We start from the raw sequence: 16,528 nt of genomic DNA, 5'->3' as shown, positions 1-16,528 counted from the left end.
ATGATCAGTAACCTTAAGAGAATCAGTATCTTGACGGCGGTAGCCGTAATGGGAGCCTGCAGCTGGGCTTTTGCGGCAACACCTGTCAATGTATCACTGAATTCATCAAAATATATGCAGGCACCGAAGATTACCAGGATTGCCATCGGTAATCCTGAAATAGCGGATGTCCGGATGCTTTCTGCACGAGATTACCTCTTGATTGGCAAGAAGGCAGGGTCGACTTCGCTGATTGTCTGGTCAGCTAATGGTGTCCGCGAGGAATACAGTGTTTATGTATCCGGTGATGATCAGGGAATGGCAAGTGCTATTCAGCAGGCCATTGGATATCCTGGAATCACCGCGCAGATGATGAATGGCAAAGTGCTTCTTCGTGGTACCGTGAAAAATCAGTATGAACACGATACGGCCATCAAGATTGCCCAGCTTTACCTTGGGAGCGGCGGAGGCAGTACGTCTTCAGCAACGTCAGCATCTGGTACGAATGGTTCCCAGGGAAGCGCCACAGATGAAAATATCATCGATCTTCTTGAGATGTCTCATCCCAGCCAGATTCGCTTGGAAGCGCAGCTCATAGAAATCAATACAGACGATGAGAAGAATTTGGGAATCCAGTATTGGTCTCCAACATTAGGTAATTCATCATCGGGGGTTACGGCAGGATCTTCCGGGTTAGTATATGCAGGAGAGGACTTTAGTCATCCAAGAGGCAGCTTTGGCTGGATTGGAAGTCATTTATCAACTATTGATGCATCTTTGCAGGCGCTAGTAACAAACGGTAAGGCCAGAATTCTTTCAAGACCTTCTATTACGACGATGAGCGGAAAGACTGCAAATATCCTGATTGGCGGACGTATTCCGATTCCTACCTCAGCTGGAGACGGAGAAATTTCCATTGACTGGCGTGAATATGGTATTCGTCTTAATATTGAACCTGTTGTAGACGGTGAAAACAAGATTACATCCAAGGTTCATGCAGAAGTATCGACTCTGGACTACGGTCATGCAGTAGTAGAGAACAATTTCAGTATTCCTGCCCTTGCATCACGAGAAGCAGATGCCGTAATCAATGTCAGATCGGGAGCAACAATGGCAATCGGCGGCCTTCTTAATTCAGAAGATTCCAAGACAGTCAGCAAGATACCTCTTTTAGGGGATCTGCCAATCATTGGACAGTTCTTCCGCCATACAAGCAAAACAAGGGATAACCGGGAGCTTCTGATCCTGATTACTCCGACACTCGTATCTGAAGATACCGAACAGCCAATGTCTCAGCAAATGAAACAGGGATATGAAGTTTCACAAAGATATGCCAGAAACAGAGAGAATGTAAATCTGAATCAGCCGGTGGAACAGGGGACGGACAAGCAGGAAAGAGATCTATGGGGAGAGAAGGAAGTTCCAGTCAGCACAGTAGTTGTTGAAGAAAGGAAACCTGAAAAGCCTGTTGAACATCTTCTTCAAGTAAAAGGTGAAAATGGAGAAACGATGCTGGTTCCACTTTCTGAGGAAGATTACCAGAAGCGTAAAGATGATCTGCAGATAGTGAAAGTGGAAAGGGACGATGGCACAGAAAAGCAGGAGCCCGTCCAGCTCCAGCGCAAGCAGGTCCCAGAAAAGAAAGTTTCCAGACCGGTAAAGAAAGCGGACGTATCTGCAAAGGAAAGCAGCAGTGAACCGGATATCAGAGACAGGGTTCGCGCTATTATGAATGCATACTCATCAGATCGTACATAAATGCTAAAGGGGGGATCTAAATGCCAGCAGGCACGAAGGGAACGATATTTACAGTTTTCAGTACAGCTTATGCGGTAGGAAAAACATTAATTGCGGTAAATATTGCTGCCGAACTCGCCAGAGACGGATTTAAAGTCTGTTTAGCAGATTTAGATCTCCAGTTCGGAGATATCCGTTATTATCTGAAGCTTGAGCCGGAAATGACGATTGCCGATGCAGAAAGGGCCATGCAGAATAATCCTAACGAAGTAAAAATGTCGAACTATCTGACGCCATTCCATTCCGGAAATATCCGTTTCGACGTACTGGTCAATCCGGATCTTCTGGAAGAAGCCTATAATATGGATATTTCGCTTATTAGGACGATGATAGAACGTCTGCAGCTTGAATATGATTATGTTATCGTCGATACGACATCGACGTTTAGTGCTTTGAATTTATCAATGATGGATTTATCAACGATTATTGATTTCGTTGGTCTTGTTGATTTTATACCAACTATTAAGAATATGAAACGCGGCTCGGATACGTTGAAGGAACTCGGATATGATGACACCAAAATCCGTTATGTTTTGAACCGCAGCAATGCAAGAACAAGGATTGACGTAAGTGACGTGGAGCAAATCTTAGGGAAGCATTTCGACTATGTTCTCCCGAATGATTTTATGACGGCACAGAAATCCATCCAGTCCGGAGAGCCATTGGTTCAGAAATCGAGAGATACTGAACTGGCGCACGAAATCTGCCGGATGGTAGATAAATATGCAAAACCGGGAACAGAAGAAGAACAGGATAAAGGGTCTAAAGGCGGGTTCTTTAGCAGACTTTTTTCCTAAGGAGGTGAGGCGTCTTGGCTTACAGAACTGTCCTGATTGAAGAAAATAAAATGATGATGGAACGCCTTACCAGTGTCGTCCGTAATCTGGCTGGATTTGAAGTGAGCGCCAGATATGCAACAGCAGGTGATGCCCTGGGCCAGATGCAGGCCTTTAATCCGGACTTGATTCTGGTAGATGTCGATAATGAGCATAACGCGCTCCTTATTCCTGACTTAAAAAAGAATATTCCTGATGTTGTCATTATTTGTCTGGCACGCCGTTGGGATTCAGAGGCACAGGCTAAGCTGCTTCATATGGGTGCTAAAGGGTACATGGTGAAGCCTTTTACAGGCGAAGAACTTCTTGAAACCGTTAAAAATGCGAGCAGATCTTCACTAAGCGCATACTCTAGAGTGGTTTCTTTCTTCAGCCCTAAGGGGAAAAGTGGCAAATCTACATTGATAGCTAACCTGGGAACTGTATTGGCAGCAAAAACAAATGAGCCGGTGGCTGTTATTGATGCAGATACTCAGTTTGGTGATATGACTGTATTTTTCAACCTGACTCCGCAAAGTACGATTGTGGAAGCTGTAAGAGATATCTCCTTTCTCTCTCCTGTAACACTTAGGACGTATTTTACGAATACCGGAAGAAATCTGCAGGTTTTATGCGGAACTTCCAAGCCGGACATGGCGGAAACAATAACCATTGAAGGATTTACATCTCTTGTTAAAATGTCAAGGAGCTTGTATAAGTATATTTTAATTGATATTCCTTCAGGATTTTCGGATATTTCTGCCACTTCCTGCGAGCTTTCTGACAAGACGATTATTACGGCTATGGTCAATGGCGGCTATGAAGTGCAGCACATGAAGCGGGCACTGGAAATATTTAAAGCTTGGGATCATTATCAGGAACGTCTGGACCTTCTTTTTACGAGAGTTAATCCCTTTACAGAAGAACAGAGAAATAAACTATCCGAGCAAATGGGATATCCGGTCAAGTATATTATCCCTAATGAATACTTGCTTGTTTCTGAGGCTGCCGATAACGGCAGGATGGCAGTGACACGAGACCCTGACAGTCAGTTTTCTAAGGCGGTTGAAAATCTGGCCGATTCGATTATTGCAGGACAGTAATCAATCAAATCTTTATTAAGCTTATGCCCCTAATAAAAATAGATTCTGTTGGGAAGGAGGAATATCATGATTTTACTCATATCACTTTTGTGCTCATTTCTTGTTTTCATCATGATATTTTTCTCTTCCATGCATCTTTTAAAGAAGACGACCAGAGTCAGTGACAGAGTGCGTTTCTATACCGGATATGCACCTGAAGAAGAGGAAAAACAGGAGAAAAATGAATTAAAGACGCGTCTCAGGAAGGCTTTTCGGAAGCGTCTAAGGGAAACGGCTCCTAAGAAAAATGCAATGAATCTGAACCTTTTGATGGACAGGGCAGGACTGCCTATCTTAGGTTCTGAATTCCTAATTATGTCTAATGGCGCCGCTGTTATTGGCTTCATCATAGGATTCCTCCTTTTTTCCAACGTTATTTCTGGATTAGTTCTTTCATTGATTGTACTTTCATGTGCATGGGGATATGTTCGTTATTTAGCAAGTAGAAACTCAAAAAAATTTACCGGCCAGCTTTCTGATTGTTTGACACTTCTTGCCAATGCGCTTCGCGCAGGATTTTCATTTCTGCAGGCGATGGAAATTCTTTCCCGTGAGATGCAGCCTCCCATGAGTACGGAATTTGCCAGAGTTCTTCGTGAAACAAACTTGGGTAAGCCTTTGGAACAGGCACTGCAGCAGATGGATGAAAGAGTCGATAATGAAGATTTTTCCCTCGTTATTACTGCTGTTTTGATTCAGCAGCAGGTCGGTGGAAACTTGGCCGAAATCATTGATACCATACGAGACACTATTATTGAACGTGTACGTCTTCGTCGTGAGATTACGACACTAACCGCACAGGGGCGGGCAACGGGAATGGTTCTCGCCGTAATTCCTATCGGGATGGCAATTGCGCTTTATGCAATATCTCCAACTTATATTGAACCGTTATTAACAACCACAATTGGACGATTGGCGATAGGCGCTGCCGTAGTCCTGGAAATTATCGGTTTTATCATTATTTATAAAATTATGGATATAAAGATTTAGGGGAATGTTTCGTCTTTAATAGAAGAAAATTAGCGATCCATTGTTTAACAGTAAAGAAGAAGTTCCGGGGGAAGGACAGCACAGCTGCTGTCTTTCCTCGAGAGCGGCTTCATATGGGAAGGGGGAACTCAAAGTTTTCATAATTGAACACTTTGGGTTGCGCTAGTACTTAGCGTCGCTTGAGGACAGTTTCTTCGGTTCTATAGAACCTTTATTTCTCGAAAAGGGGGTGACAACTATGTTAAAAATGATGATTGATGAAATCCGTATTATGTATCTGTCCAAGTTGGGTCAGAAAGGTCAGGATCTCGTTGAATATGCTTTGCTTCTGGCAATTGTTGTAGGCATCGGTTTCCTGATTTATCAGACGTCTGGTATGGCTGAGAATATTAAGTCTATTTTCTCTAATGCCAATACTGTTACTGGCAGTGCCGTTAGTGCAGCTTCTAATAAAACCTAAATTTTACGGTAAATTGTATTCAGCTATTACTGAGAGTTTCTGTTTGTGCAGAAACTCTCGGGAAAGGGCAGAAAGTTATGTTTATGTTCTGCCTTTTCTCGAGAGCTTATGCAATAGATTGGCGTCAAAAAACCTTAGGAAGGGGTTTCTGAATATGCTGATAATTCATTTTTTGCAAGTACATATCAATACCATCACAAGAAGCTTAGGTGGTTCTGATCAGAATGGGCAAAATTTAATGGAGTATGCTATACTGATAGCTTTTGTGATAGCAGCTGTAGCCATTGGCTATGGAATCGCTTATCCAAATGTGAAGTGGAATCTGATAAATACTATGAGTACACAAATTTTGCAGGAGTTTAGAAATTTTGCATCGTACGGAGAATTCGTAAGATAATAGTAGAATCAGAAAGTTATTGTAGTTTCATTTATTATGATACTGTGAGAATTTAATCGTTACATAAATGCAAGGATTTGTTTGTTGTGTTTATGAAAAATGGAAAAGGTGGAATGACAATGAACAAAGAAAGAGGCCAAATGCTTGTAGAATTTGCGTTGCTCCTTCCGCTTTTTTTAGTACTTCTTTTTGGGATTATGTACTGTGGCTTTATGTATGGAGACTATCTGACACTGAGTAATATGGCGAGATCCGCAGCGCGAGAAGCTGTCATTACAATTCCGGCATCTGGAGATGATACAGAAATATTAGCGTACGATTCACTTGAAGACCGCTATCGCCAGACAATCGAAGATACTCATATGACAACGAATCTGTATACATTCAAAGATATACAGATTGATAATACAGGAACATCGCCTGCTGATGGTGCACCGCCGGATTCTATTCATGTTCGCATTGATACGATCCTGAATAAACAGTATGCATTTGTCAATCTGCTGACCGGGTTGGGTGTTGGGATTCCTGAGAGCTATAGCATCAATTATTATATGTATGATGAAAATGGAGCGTCTTCGTCTTCTTCAAGCTAAGTAAGGTTAACTCATAAAAAATTTTTACAGGTTGATGGCAGGGAGGTGGAAATGGTGACACTGCTTGAGCGTCTTGGGAAAAAGGAAAATAAAAAGGAAGGCAAAATTTTTGCCGGCCGCGCAGATAAGGTTGTTGAACAGGGATATCAGGACCTGAAGATTGCGGTACATCGCAGGATCGTCGATGAAATGACCTCTGAACAGCAGCAGCTCTTTGAAGGAACGAATCACAGCCGTCAGGAAGTGGAAGCTCTGATTTCCACTTATGTAGAAAGAGTTCTGAGTGAAAACCCGTTTGCGGTACCGCGTGGTGAGCGAGCGCGCCTTGTATCTGATATCTGTGATGAAATCCTGGGTCTTGGACCGATTGAACCTCTTCTGAAAGATAACTCCGTCACAGAAGTCATGGTTAATGGGCCGAAACAGGTGTATGTGGAACAGATGGGGAAGCTCCATCTGACTAGTGCACAGTTCCATGATAATGCTCATTTGATGTCTATTGTAGAAAAAATCGTAGCCCCATTAGGGCGTCATATTGATGAGGCATCTCCATTGGTCGACGCCAGACTTCCTGATGGATCGCGTGTCAATATCATTATTCCACCTTTGTCTTTGGTAGGCCCCTGTATTACGATTCGTAAGTTTTCACAGACGCCTCTATCAATTGAAGATCTCGTTTCATTTGGTTCGCTTTCGGAAGATATGGCTCGTTTCCTCCGTGGATGCGTCAAAGCCAAGCTGAATATTATGGTTAGCGGTGGTACTGGTTCCGGTAAGACAACGACACTGAATGTCCTGTCTTCTTTTATTCCTTCCGATGAACGTATTGTAACAATCGAAGATGCAGCAGAACTCCGCCTGGAGCAGCCGCATGTCGTAACTCTTGAAGCCAGGCCGGCTAACATTGAAGGGAAAGGCGCCATTACGATCCGCGATCTTGTAAAAAATTCCCTACGTATGCGCCCTGACCGTATTATTGTAGGCGAAGTCCGCGGCGGTGAAGCACTCGATATGCTGCAGGCCATGAATACAGGTCATGATGGATCCCTGACGACAGCGCATGCGAACAGCCCTAGAGATATTCTAAGCCGTCTGGAAACAATGGTGCTGATGTCCGGCCTGGAACTTCCGGTCCGCGCAATACGTGACCAGATTTCTTCCGCGCTTGATTTGATTGTCCACCAATCCCGTATTCAGGATGGTTCCAGAAAAATTACATATATCACAGAAGTCCAGAAAATGGAAGGGGACGTTATCGTCCTGCAGGATTTGTATCGTTATCGGCAGACAGGATTTGATGATAGCGGTAAAGCACTGGGGGTCTTTGAACCGACCGGACTTCAGCCTCAGTTCCTTTCTAAGTTTAAAGCTCATAATGTGGAGCTTCCGAGAGATCTGATGCAGGCTGGTTCCATGCATTTCCCAGAGGAGGGTGAATGATGATTCTCTTGCTATCTGCATTCATCGCGGCGGTCATTTTCTTGCTGCTTGCCTTCCTTATCCTCCGCTCTTCAGGAGAGGCTCGCGGCGTAAAAAAAAGACTGGGAGAGTATGCAGGCAATCAATCGAAAAATGATTTGAGTGCTGACAGGGCAGAAGAACTGAAAAAAACGCCTTTCCTTCAAAGGACGATTGGCAGACTTCTTGGACGTTTTGCATCTACATTTTCATATCTTACGCCCGCAACTATCTCCAAAATGATGCAGCACCGTATTATGCTTGCCGGTAAGCGGGGAATCTGGCATGTAAGGCCGATGGCCGGCATTTGGTTTATCTGTATGATGGCAGGGGGAATTATATCTTTCCGATATGTTGCCAAAGAAAATACAACCTTTATAAGCGGGCTTCTAATTATATGGATGGGAATGATTTTTGGTGCATTAGTTCCCTTTGGAATTTTAAATCATGTTATCTGAAGAAGACAGGATCAGATTATCCGTCAGCTGCCCGATGTTTTGGATTTACTTTCCATTTCGGTGCAGGCAGGACTTTCCTTTGACGGAGCTTTAAAGAAGGTCGTTGACCGTATGGACGGGCCGCTCATTGATGAATTCCGCTGGATGCTTCAGGATATACGTATGGGTATGACACGCGCTCGTTCCATGAAATTTATGGCTAACCGCTGCGATGTGCAGGATATTTACCTCTTCGTTATGTCAGTTACCCAGTCGGAAAAGCTGGGGGCATCTATGTCAGATACCTTGAAAATTCAGGCAGATAATATGAGAAATATCAGGAGACAGAGAGCTAGAGCCACGGCAATGAAGGCACCTGTCAAGATGGTTTTCCCACTAGTACTTTGCATATTCCCATCGATTTTCGTTGTTGTACTATTACCATCCTTATTATCAATCAAGCAGGCAATGGGGTGATTTTTATTTTGCTAAGACTGTGAGGCGCAAAGGAGAGTCTATGCTCGAATATTGGACTTTTAGCAAGGAAGATTTTCCATGCGTTCAGATTCAGGTGGAAAGGGCTGATACGTGGCTTGGCCGTTTCTGCGGGCTTATGATGAGAAAACCGCTTCCTCAAGGAAGCGGGCTTCTTCTTGTTTCAACAAACAGCATTCATATGTGCTTTATGCGCTTTGCTATTGATGCGGTTTATCTTGATCAGGATAATACCATTGTGAAAATAGTAAGGAATCTCCATCCCTGGATAGGAATTTCAGCCTGCTTCCATGCCGCATCAGTCATAGAGATGCTTTCCGGCGAGGCGGAAAGGATGCATTTAGAAACTGGTATGAAAGGCAAATGCAGTGAGAAAATAAATAGTAAGTAAGAGCAAAAAATAAAAATTTATAAACTAATGAGTTTCATAAAATGATTTTAAGCCAATCTGTAAAAACCCGACGGATTGGATTTTTTATTGTATTTTTCGGGCTAAAGCATCTATTCGATATTTACAAATATGGACTAAAACTTATATAATTATAACAAAGATTAAAAATATTTTTCGAGCTTCCGTAGAAGCTGGGACGGGGATATTATGGATAAATCGTTATATACGCTGGACTTCATGAGACATACTTATGAAAACTTCCCTATTGGCGTCTTTGTATACAGAGATGATGAACAGGGAGAAATTGTCTATACGAACCCCCGAATGCTGGCTCTATGCGATTGTAAAAATGAAAGAGGATTCCATGAACTGACAGGCGGGTCTCTTTTTGGCATGATCCATAAGAACCGGACCTTGCTGCTGGATGATATAAAGGATCAGCTGCATGCAAGTAAAGACCGTTTCACATTGAACTGCATGATCGTGACAGCAAACAGAAGCTGCCGGCCTGTGGAACTGGCAGGGCATGTAGAGGATGAAAAGACGGGAAGCCATCTGATTCATGTCTTTGTCATCAATGAAAAAGGCAGACTGCCTTCTTATGAGGTCGATCCTGTAACGGGACTTCCTGGCATGAGACGCTTCATTGCTGCAGCTCACGAAGTTGTCAGGGAAAATGCGCAAAAAAGCAGTCCTGACAGATTGTACCTGCTGTTCTTCAATATTTCCCATTTCAAAATGTTCAATGTCAATTACGGCATTACTGCAGGAGATAAGTTCCTGAAGATGATGGGGGAGAGCATCCGCCAGGTCTTTTCGGATTCATTCATTTCCCGTTTCGACGTGGATCATTTCATGGTCCTTGCTGAAGGCGGGGATATAGACAGGCGGCTGAAGGAAGTGCATGATATGATCCTTCGTATCAGGCCGTCCGCCAAGGTGGAATGCAAGATTGGCGTATATGAACTGCATGGAGAAACGCTGAATCCTGATCTGGCACTGGCCAGTGTCAAGATTGCCTGTGACAGTATCCGCAATACACCGGACACCTTTTATGCATATTACACGGATTCCATGGGAAAGAGTCTGACTGTCCGCGAATATGTGACCAAGAATATTGATGAAGCCATAGAGAAGGAATACATAAAGGCATACTTCCAGCCAGTCGTAAGAACGATTTCGAAAACGTTATGCGGCATGGAAGCACTTGCCCGCTGGAATGATCCTATAAAGGGATTCTTAATGCCATGCGACTTTATCACCGCGTTGGAAGACAGCCGGGAAATTTACAAGCTTGATTTGGAGATTATTCGGCAGGTGTGCAGGAATATTGCGCTTTGCAAGAGAAGCGGAGAGGCTATTGTTCCTGTTTCGGTCAATCTTTCGCGCCTCGATTTTCTTTGCTGCGATATTTTTAAGGAAATAGAGGATTTGACAGCCAGATACAGAGTTCCAAAGGAACTTTTGCACATCGAAGTCACGGAAAGCGTTTTTATGGGCGGGGAAACCGTCATCTGGAAGACTCTGAAAAAATTCCGCGCGGCTGGTTATGAAGTCTGGATGGATGATTTCGGAAGCGGTTACTCCTCGCTCAATCTTCTGAAAGACTATAAGTTTGACGTGCTTAAAATCGATATGGCATTTCTATCAAGCCCGAGTAAAAGGGCCAGAAATATTCTGTCATCCGTTGTAGCTATGACGAAAACTATCGGCGGGAGGAGTCTGGCAGAGGGCGTAGAGACAAAGGAGCAGTTTGAATTCTTGAAAAAGGCGGGCTGCGAAGAAGTACAAGGATATTATTTTGGAAAACCGGCTCCCTACGAAGAAACGATCCGTCACTGCATGGATACGGGAATCAAAATTGAAAGCCGCGCTATGCGTCTTTACTATGAGGCTTTGAGCAAGGTTGATTTTCAGAACGATAAAGCACCTGGTGTCGCTGAATACGATGGAAAGACAATTCGTCTTTTATATACCAAGGATGAACATCTGAAAAAGATTATGACGCCCGGCTGCATAGAGCTTGGCAATAGGGAAAGCATTGGAAATGCAAGGCGGATGGAATTTGCCAGTGCATTCAGGGAACTGGCTGAAAAAGTACTGAAAAGCGGGCATCGTGAAGAAGTTTCCTGCATCATCAGCAATAAGCCGAAGATTCTTTCAGGAGCCTGCATTGTTCATAATAATGGAACGTATGCATTTTCTATCAAATTAAATAATCTGGTAGAAAATACTCCGGGAGATACAGACAGAGCCGGACAGACGCATTTTGACCGCATTCTTCAGAATGTGTATTCCGTCTACGACAATATAACGCTTTTGGATCTGGCAAAAAGGACTTCAATGAACTTGGCCGGCCGGGGAGAAACGAGAGGAAAACTGTCAAAGACGGGTGATCTGGAACAGGATCATGTTATTTACTCCGAGACCTGTATCTATCCTGCTGATTATGAAAGATATCTGGCTTTTACAGATGCAAATACACTTTCGCAAAGGGTGGAGGCGGAAGGGCATACCGGCCTTTCCTCTTTCTTCCGGACTAAAGACAAGGATGGTACATATCCCTGGAAGATGCACACCATCATACCGGTATCCCGCACGGGCGCTTCAAAGATACTTTACTGTGTGAAGGGGCTGTCTGGGGACTGTGCGAAGATGGTAGGCACAGCGCAGGAAGATATCGAAGAAAGAGCGCTTGAAGCGTATGCTGAAAGAGGTGTCGAGAGCAAGGATGTCCTCTGGAAGAGCCTGATGAATTTCTCAGACGTTGCCTGTTTCTGGAAGGACAGGGAGCACCGGATCCGCGGAATCAATTCGAAGTTCATGAAATCTTTCGGACTCAGCTCAGAAAAGGACGTCATTGGAAAGACGTCAGATGAGATGGGCTGGATCATCAATGAATATTCATGGAAACGTTCAGAGGATGATGTGCTTATTTCCGGCCGCTGCATCAGGAACGAAATGGTTGACTGCGTACTTCAGGGAACGCTGAAAAGAATTATTTATACAGAGATTCCTATTTATGATGAAGGGGAAATCATAGGGATTTTAGGTTGGTTCATTGAGGAAGAGCAGATAGAAAAGAGCCGTGAGAATCTAAAGCTTACAGTAACAGATCCGGTCACGGAACTTTTGAATTCAAGAGGTTTGCTCGAGTCCATGATGACGTATTCGGAAATGTATCAGCATTATAATGTGGACTACGTCATGCTCTTTATCTTTGTTCCCCAGTATAATCAAATGCTGGCATCTTACGGGAAAGAGATGGCAGATGAACTTTTAAGAGAAATTACTTCAAGAATCAATTCAGTCTTCGGCAGAAGCGGACCAGTCGGAAGGATCAATGGAGGAGAGTTTATCCTTCTCTTCCATTATGAGGACCAGGGTGCTGTTTCGGATATGAGCCGGAAATTGAAAGAAGAAATTTCCCATATCGATCATGTGGAAAATATTCCATGCAAAAAAATATTCCATGTAAAGTGGATGCAAATACACTGATTACATATGGATCAGATAAGATTGCAGCCGGTAAATTGATGGAACAGGCTATCGGTATCATCAGGAGCGGCGGTGCTGAAATTTCCGTCGATGACTGGGTCAATAAAGGCGAACTGTTCGATCGTATTCCTATTCCTTATGTCCTGCTTGATGTTCCGATTGGAAATGACGGGATGATTTCAGGCATCATCTGCCGTTACAAGAATACGGCATATGAGAAGATGATGGGAATCCATAATAAGACTGAATTGGAAAAACGCTTTTCAGATCTTCTGGATACGCCGGATTATACCTGGCGGCAGCGTTTGTATGAAGCCGCCTACGAAGGAAGGACCGTTTTCAACCAGAAGTACTTTCCTGAAGAAGGAGAATGGCTGGACTATCTGTTTTTCAGGGGGCCAAGAAGAGGCACCTGTTCAGCAATGATTCTTCGCCGGGACAAGAGCACCGTGCAGGCAGCACCCAGAGTACTCAATTACTCAACGGATCATCTGGTCAATTACCTGATGGATATCCTCATCAAAGGCGAGAATTACGGCACAGCGATTGGAAGTGTTCTCAAGGAAATAGGAATTATCATTTCCGCAGACCGCGTCTTCATTGGAAACATACAGGATCAGTCAGTTTCCTATCCTTTCAGCTGGTGCAGAGAAGGTCTTGCATCGATTAAGAATCTGGGATTTACAGGTGCTGATTTTGATGAATATGTCGAGATGAGGAAGCATCTCCTTGAGAAGAATGACAGCATTGCGATTTCCGATATTCATGATATCAAGGACACTGACCGGGTAACGTATCAGTTCCTGAAAGCGCACGATGTGCATTCGATTGCTGAAGTTCCTATTTTCCGTGATAATCACTTATACGGATTCCTTGGTGTCATCAATTACGACCGAGAAAATGGCGTCGATGTCAGGTACATGCTGGAAAAAGTGGCTGGTTACCTGGACCTCAAGGCAAGAAATCAGGAACTGATGAATACACTGAAATATATGTCGGGCAATGATCTGCTGACCGGACTCCATAACAGGAATGCAATGAGCAAGAAGGTAGAGGAGCTCAAGCTTCATCGGACGCCGGTTGGAATCATATATGCCGATCTGAATAATCTTAAAGCAACAAATGATACATACGGGCATGATGCAGGGGATCTCCGGCTGAAGGAAATCGCTGACATCATGAAGGAAATTTTCGATCCTGACGATATATACCGCCTTGGCGGCGATGAATTTATTATCATCATGGATAATGTGAAGAAACTGGACATGATGGATAAACTTAGGCGATTCACGAAGGTTATCCGGAATCGTTCCGTGGATGTCGCCATTGGCTTTGAGTGGGTGGAAAATGCATCCGAGTTTGATTTTGGAATGAAGTCTGCCGATAAAAAGATGTATCGCAATAAGAAGAGGTATTATAAAACACATAGACTGACAGAACGGGGAGATGAAAGAGCTGCTGCAAGGTAATTCCGCAGCGGGAACAGCTGATGCATGCAAACGGCAAGTTATCTAGATGATGATTTGTGACCGCCATGATTTCATGATTTGTTATGTACCATGTAATTCCTGTACGGAACTCGGATTACAGAAAGGGGAGTTTCTGATGGAGCTGAAAGAAGAAAATTTTAGAAAGATAGCGGATGATCTTCCTTTTGGACTTTACATTGTAGAGCCGGACCGTACGATCGTTTACTGGAATAAGGAAGCTGAACAGATTACAGGATATAAAAGAGAGGAAATGGTTGGCAAGCACTGCCCGCAGTCAGGATTGTTCCACATGGATGAAGAGGGACGAAGCCTTTGCCAGTTCTTCTGCCCGCTCCTTGCTACCGTCGAATCGGGAGAGAAATCAAAAGCAAGAGTTACTTTTCTTCATAAGAACGGATACCGCATCTTGATTGATACATATTTCGTGCCGCTTAAGGATGAAAACGGGGAAACGAAGCATGTAGCAGAAATTTTTGAGGTAGTGGGCCCGGCGGAAGCAGATTCCCGGCTCGTTGAAAATCTGCATGAGATCGCATTCCATGATTCCCTGACAGAGCTTCCGAACCGCTTGTACATGGAATCCATACTGAAGGTCAGGTTCTATGAGTACCACAAATTATTCCGCCCGTTTGCTGTGATGTTTATGGATATTGACCATTTCCATGACTTTAATATAAAATATGGCCATGTTGCCGGAGATATGATGCTGAAATCATTTGCTGACAGCATTAAAGAGAATGTCCGGCACGAAGATGTGATTGGACGCTGGGGCGGCGAGGAGTTTGTCGGCGTATGCCCTGTTCCTTATGAAAAGGATGCTGTTCCGATTGCAAACCGCTTGCGGGAAGTAGTCAATCAGGCGTATATTATTAAAGACGGAAATAAGCTTTCTGTTACAGTTTCTATTGGCGTGACCTTTGTCAGAGAAGAAGATACTTTAAAATCCATTGTCGACAGGGCAGACCGCTTGATGTTCAAGGCAAAGCAGGCAGGGAGAGACAGGATCATGATCGATGCTGATGTGCCTCTTGTCGGAAAGATTGAGCGCGCAGACATCAGATGATGACAGAAATAATAGTGACCGCAGATATTCTGCGGTCATTTGTTATTCCAGAAGAAACGGGACAGGAAGTAAAAATTTGCTTATAGGGGACATTAGAATGCGTTTTTTGTGGAAATTAATCAAGTGGCTCGTCGGCCTTGCGCTCATCCTTTTTCTGGGGGCGGGGCTTTATGCGGGAAATGTAGCGTATGAAGAGCTTTTTTCCGCGCCCTGGGATCAGATTCTTGGAATAGAAAACCATAAAGGAGAACTTGACCGGATCCATTCACTGGAGGCGAGAAATGACTGGCAGAGGGTCGAAGTCCATTCAAAGGATGGGACGAAACTTGTCGGGACGTATATTCCGGGAGAATCAGGAAGCAGGAATACGGTGATACTTCTCCATGGTTTGTATCAGAACCGCACGATGTGCATTCCTTATGCCAATATTTACCGCAGGATGGGGTACAATGTCCTGATGGCCGATCTGCGAGGGCATGGAGAGAGTGAAGGAGGCCATACGGACTGGGGCATCCATGATGTGGAAGATATGAATGCATGGGTTTCGCTTCTTAGAAGCAAAAATCCGCAAATGCAGATTGGCTTCCATGGTGTTTCCTTAGGCGCTGCCATGGCGCTCATCTACAGTGCAAGCGATGAAGGAAAGCAAATGAAATTCTATGTGGCTGACAGCTCTTACGGGGATCTTTTAGATCTTGGAAGAGACAAGCTTATGAAGTATACGGGTGATGACAGACTGGTCCTCGGTATGGACATACTGAATCCATTCTTCCAGGCAGCTTTATATATGCATACGGGCAAGCTTTTATCTGATATAGATCCGGTAAACAGAGTCCAGCACATGACATCCCCGGTGCTTTTCCTTCATGGTGCGAAAGACCAGCTTGTACCGCCTGAAGTAGCAGAACTTCTTTTAGCGGATTCGTCCAGCACGAATAAAAAACTTTATATATTCCAGGGAGCATCCCATACAATGGAAATGTCTGCGAATGGGCCGGCTTATCGGGAATATGTCACAGATTTCATCAAAAATACCTGATAGACAATCAAAAGCTGTGATAAAATAAAGAAAAGTATCGTAGTTTCCGCGAGGTGATGGATAATGGATAATCAGGAAATTTCAAAGAGTGCAATGGAAGCGGCTGCTGAAACGATTCAAGTATTGAAGGGGACGGTAGAGAGTCTCCAGATGAATCTGGATCAGGAAAGAGATGCCATTGATGGCCTTCATTTGACCATCGATTCACTGGAAAAAGAAAATGAAAAGCTGCAGGAACGCGTATTCCAGCTGGAAGCTGAAATGAATCAGCCTAAGGTTGAGACACCTGCAGAAGGTATTGATATTGCAAAGAATCTTGAAAAGAAACTAGGATTTTATTACAAGGATCTTAAAGCAGTCGACGGAAAGAATCTGACTGCTGAAGACAGCGAAACATTGTACAATATTCTTGATTACACATTCAAAGCGCTCCGGAAAGCAGGGCTGAAATTCTAAAATAAAAGCAGTGAAATTGCATCATCAC

General features: G+C 43.8%; 16 protein-coding genes. All 16 read left to right on the top strand.

Annotation, left to right across the window (positions count from 1 at the left end; genetic code table 11):
* The 16 genes from OIM03_07780 to OIM03_07705 all read left to right on the top strand — a co-directional run bounded on the left by OIM03_07780 (position 1) and on the right by OIM03_07705 (position 16,500).
* Positions 1-1,737 (top strand): pilus assembly protein N-terminal domain-containing protein, encoded by a 1,737-nt coding sequence (locus tag OIM03_07780; protein ID HJI74170.1) that lies wholly within the window; start codon positions 1-3, stop codon positions 1,735-1,737.
* Positions 1,738-1,757: 20 nt separating this feature from the next.
* Positions 1,758-2,573, top strand: a complete 816-nt coding sequence (locus OIM03_07775) for an AAA family ATPase (GenBank protein ID HJI74169.1) — start codon at positions 1,758-1,760, stop codon at positions 2,571-2,573.
* Positions 2,574-2,587: 14 nt separating this feature from the next.
* The gene (locus tag OIM03_07770; protein HJI74168.1) at positions 2,588-3,694 is read left to right on the top strand and encodes a response regulator; all 1,107 of its coding nucleotides are present in this window, start codon (positions 2,588-2,590) and stop codon (positions 3,692-3,694) included.
* Between the two features lie 66 nt (positions 3,695-3,760).
* Positions 3,761-4,723, top strand: a complete 963-nt coding sequence (locus tag OIM03_07765) for a type II secretion system F family protein (GenBank protein ID HJI74167.1) — start codon at positions 3,761-3,763, stop codon at positions 4,721-4,723.
* Between the two features lie 238 nt (positions 4,724-4,961).
* On the top strand, positions 4,962-5,183 hold the full coding sequence (locus OIM03_07760) for a hypothetical protein (protein HJI74166.1): 222 nt from the start codon (positions 4,962-4,964) through the stop codon (positions 5,181-5,183).
* Positions 5,184-5,337: 154 nt separating this feature from the next.
* Positions 5,338-5,580, top strand: a complete 243-nt coding sequence (locus OIM03_07755; GenBank protein HJI74165.1) for a hypothetical protein — start codon at positions 5,338-5,340, stop codon at positions 5,578-5,580.
* Between the two features lie 119 nt (positions 5,581-5,699).
* A complete protein-coding gene (locus OIM03_07750) occupies positions 5,700-6,173 on the top strand; it encodes a pilus assembly protein (protein ID HJI74164.1) in 474 nt (157 codons plus the stop codon).
* Between the two features lie 51 nt (positions 6,174-6,224).
* Entirely contained in the window at positions 6,225-7,613 is a 1,389-nt protein-coding gene (locus tag OIM03_07745) for a CpaF family protein (protein HJI74163.1), read from the top strand.
* A complete protein-coding gene (locus OIM03_07740; GenBank protein ID HJI74162.1) occupies positions 7,610-8,089 on the top strand; it encodes a hypothetical protein in 480 nt (159 codons plus the stop codon). Before OIM03_07745 ends, OIM03_07740 begins: the two co-directional genes overlap by 4 nt.
* 39 nt (positions 8,090-8,128) lie before the next feature.
* Entirely contained in the window at positions 8,129-8,545 is a 417-nt protein-coding gene (locus OIM03_07735; GenBank protein HJI74161.1) for a type II secretion system F family protein, read from the top strand.
* A 40-nt stretch (positions 8,546-8,585) separates the two neighbouring features.
* Entirely contained in the window at positions 8,586-8,954 is a 369-nt protein-coding gene (locus tag OIM03_07730) for a DUF192 domain-containing protein (protein ID HJI74160.1), read from the top strand.
* A gap of 207 nt (positions 8,955-9,161) precedes the next feature.
* Positions 9,162-12,452 (top strand): EAL domain-containing protein, encoded by a 3,291-nt coding sequence (locus tag OIM03_07725; protein HJI74159.1) that lies wholly within the window; start codon positions 9,162-9,164, stop codon positions 12,450-12,452.
* Positions 12,434-13,921 carry a GGDEF domain-containing protein gene (locus OIM03_07720; GenBank protein ID HJI74158.1) on the top strand — a complete coding sequence of 496 codons (1,488 nt, stop codon included), beginning with the start codon at positions 12,434-12,436 and terminating at the stop codon, positions 13,919-13,921. The genes OIM03_07725 and OIM03_07720 overlap by 19 nt, the downstream gene beginning before the upstream one ends.
* A 136-nt stretch (positions 13,922-14,057) precedes the next feature.
* On the top strand, positions 14,058-15,005 hold the full coding sequence (locus tag OIM03_07715; GenBank protein HJI74157.1) for a sensor domain-containing diguanylate cyclase: 948 nt from the start codon (positions 14,058-14,060) through the stop codon (positions 15,003-15,005).
* A gap of 97 nt (positions 15,006-15,102) precedes the next feature.
* Complete coding sequence (locus OIM03_07710; protein ID HJI74156.1) at positions 15,103-16,044, top strand: alpha/beta hydrolase; 942 nt, start codon at positions 15,103-15,105, stop codon at positions 16,042-16,044.
* A gap of 63 nt (positions 16,045-16,107) precedes the next feature.
* A complete protein-coding gene (locus tag OIM03_07705; protein ID HJI74155.1) occupies positions 16,108-16,500 on the top strand; it encodes a hypothetical protein in 393 nt (130 codons plus the stop codon).
* Positions 16,501-16,528 lie beyond the last annotated feature (28 nt).

Source organism: Veillonellaceae bacterium (assembly GCA_025992895.1).
Classification (GTDB): domain Bacteria; phylum Bacillota; class Negativicutes; order Veillonellales; family Dialisteraceae; genus Dialister.
Note: the sequence above shows the minus strand (reverse complement) of the source record. Positions and strands in the feature narration are given on the sequence as shown.

Bases quoted from the DNA above. Each gene is read 5' to 3' on its own strand.
- OIM03_07760 (HJI74166.1), top strand. From the start codon at position 4,962: ATGTTAAAAATGATGATTGATGAAATCCGTATTATGTATCTGTCCAAG.
- OIM03_07775 (HJI74169.1), top strand. From the start codon at position 1,758: ATGCCAGCAGGCACGAAGGGAACGATATTTACAGTTTTCAGTACAGCT.
- OIM03_07780 (HJI74170.1), top strand. From the start codon at position 1: ATGATCAGTAACCTTAAGAGAATCAGTATCTTGACGGCGGTAGCCGTA.
- OIM03_07730 (HJI74160.1), top strand. From the start codon at position 8,586: ATGCTCGAATATTGGACTTTTAGCAAGGAAGATTTTCCATGCGTTCAG.
- OIM03_07745 (HJI74163.1), top strand. From the start codon at position 6,225: ATGGTGACACTGCTTGAGCGTCTTGGGAAAAAGGAAAATAAAAAGGAA.
- OIM03_07705 (HJI74155.1), top strand. From the start codon at position 16,108: ATGGATAATCAGGAAATTTCAAAGAGTGCAATGGAAGCGGCTGCTGAA.
- OIM03_07715 (HJI74157.1), top strand. From the start codon at position 14,058: ATGGAGCTGAAAGAAGAAAATTTTAGAAAGATAGCGGATGATCTTCCT.
- OIM03_07740 (HJI74162.1), top strand. From the start codon at position 7,610: ATGATGATTCTCTTGCTATCTGCATTCATCGCGGCGGTCATTTTCTTG.
- OIM03_07750 (HJI74164.1), top strand. From the start codon at position 5,700: ATGAACAAAGAAAGAGGCCAAATGCTTGTAGAATTTGCGTTGCTCCTT.
- OIM03_07755 (HJI74165.1), top strand. From the start codon at position 5,338: ATGCTGATAATTCATTTTTTGCAAGTACATATCAATACCATCACAAGA.
- OIM03_07725 (HJI74159.1), top strand. From the start codon at position 9,162: ATGGATAAATCGTTATATACGCTGGACTTCATGAGACATACTTATGAA.
- OIM03_07765 (HJI74167.1), top strand. From the start codon at position 3,761: ATGATTTTACTCATATCACTTTTGTGCTCATTTCTTGTTTTCATCATG.
- OIM03_07710 (HJI74156.1), top strand. From the start codon at position 15,103: ATGCGTTTTTTGTGGAAATTAATCAAGTGGCTCGTCGGCCTTGCGCTC.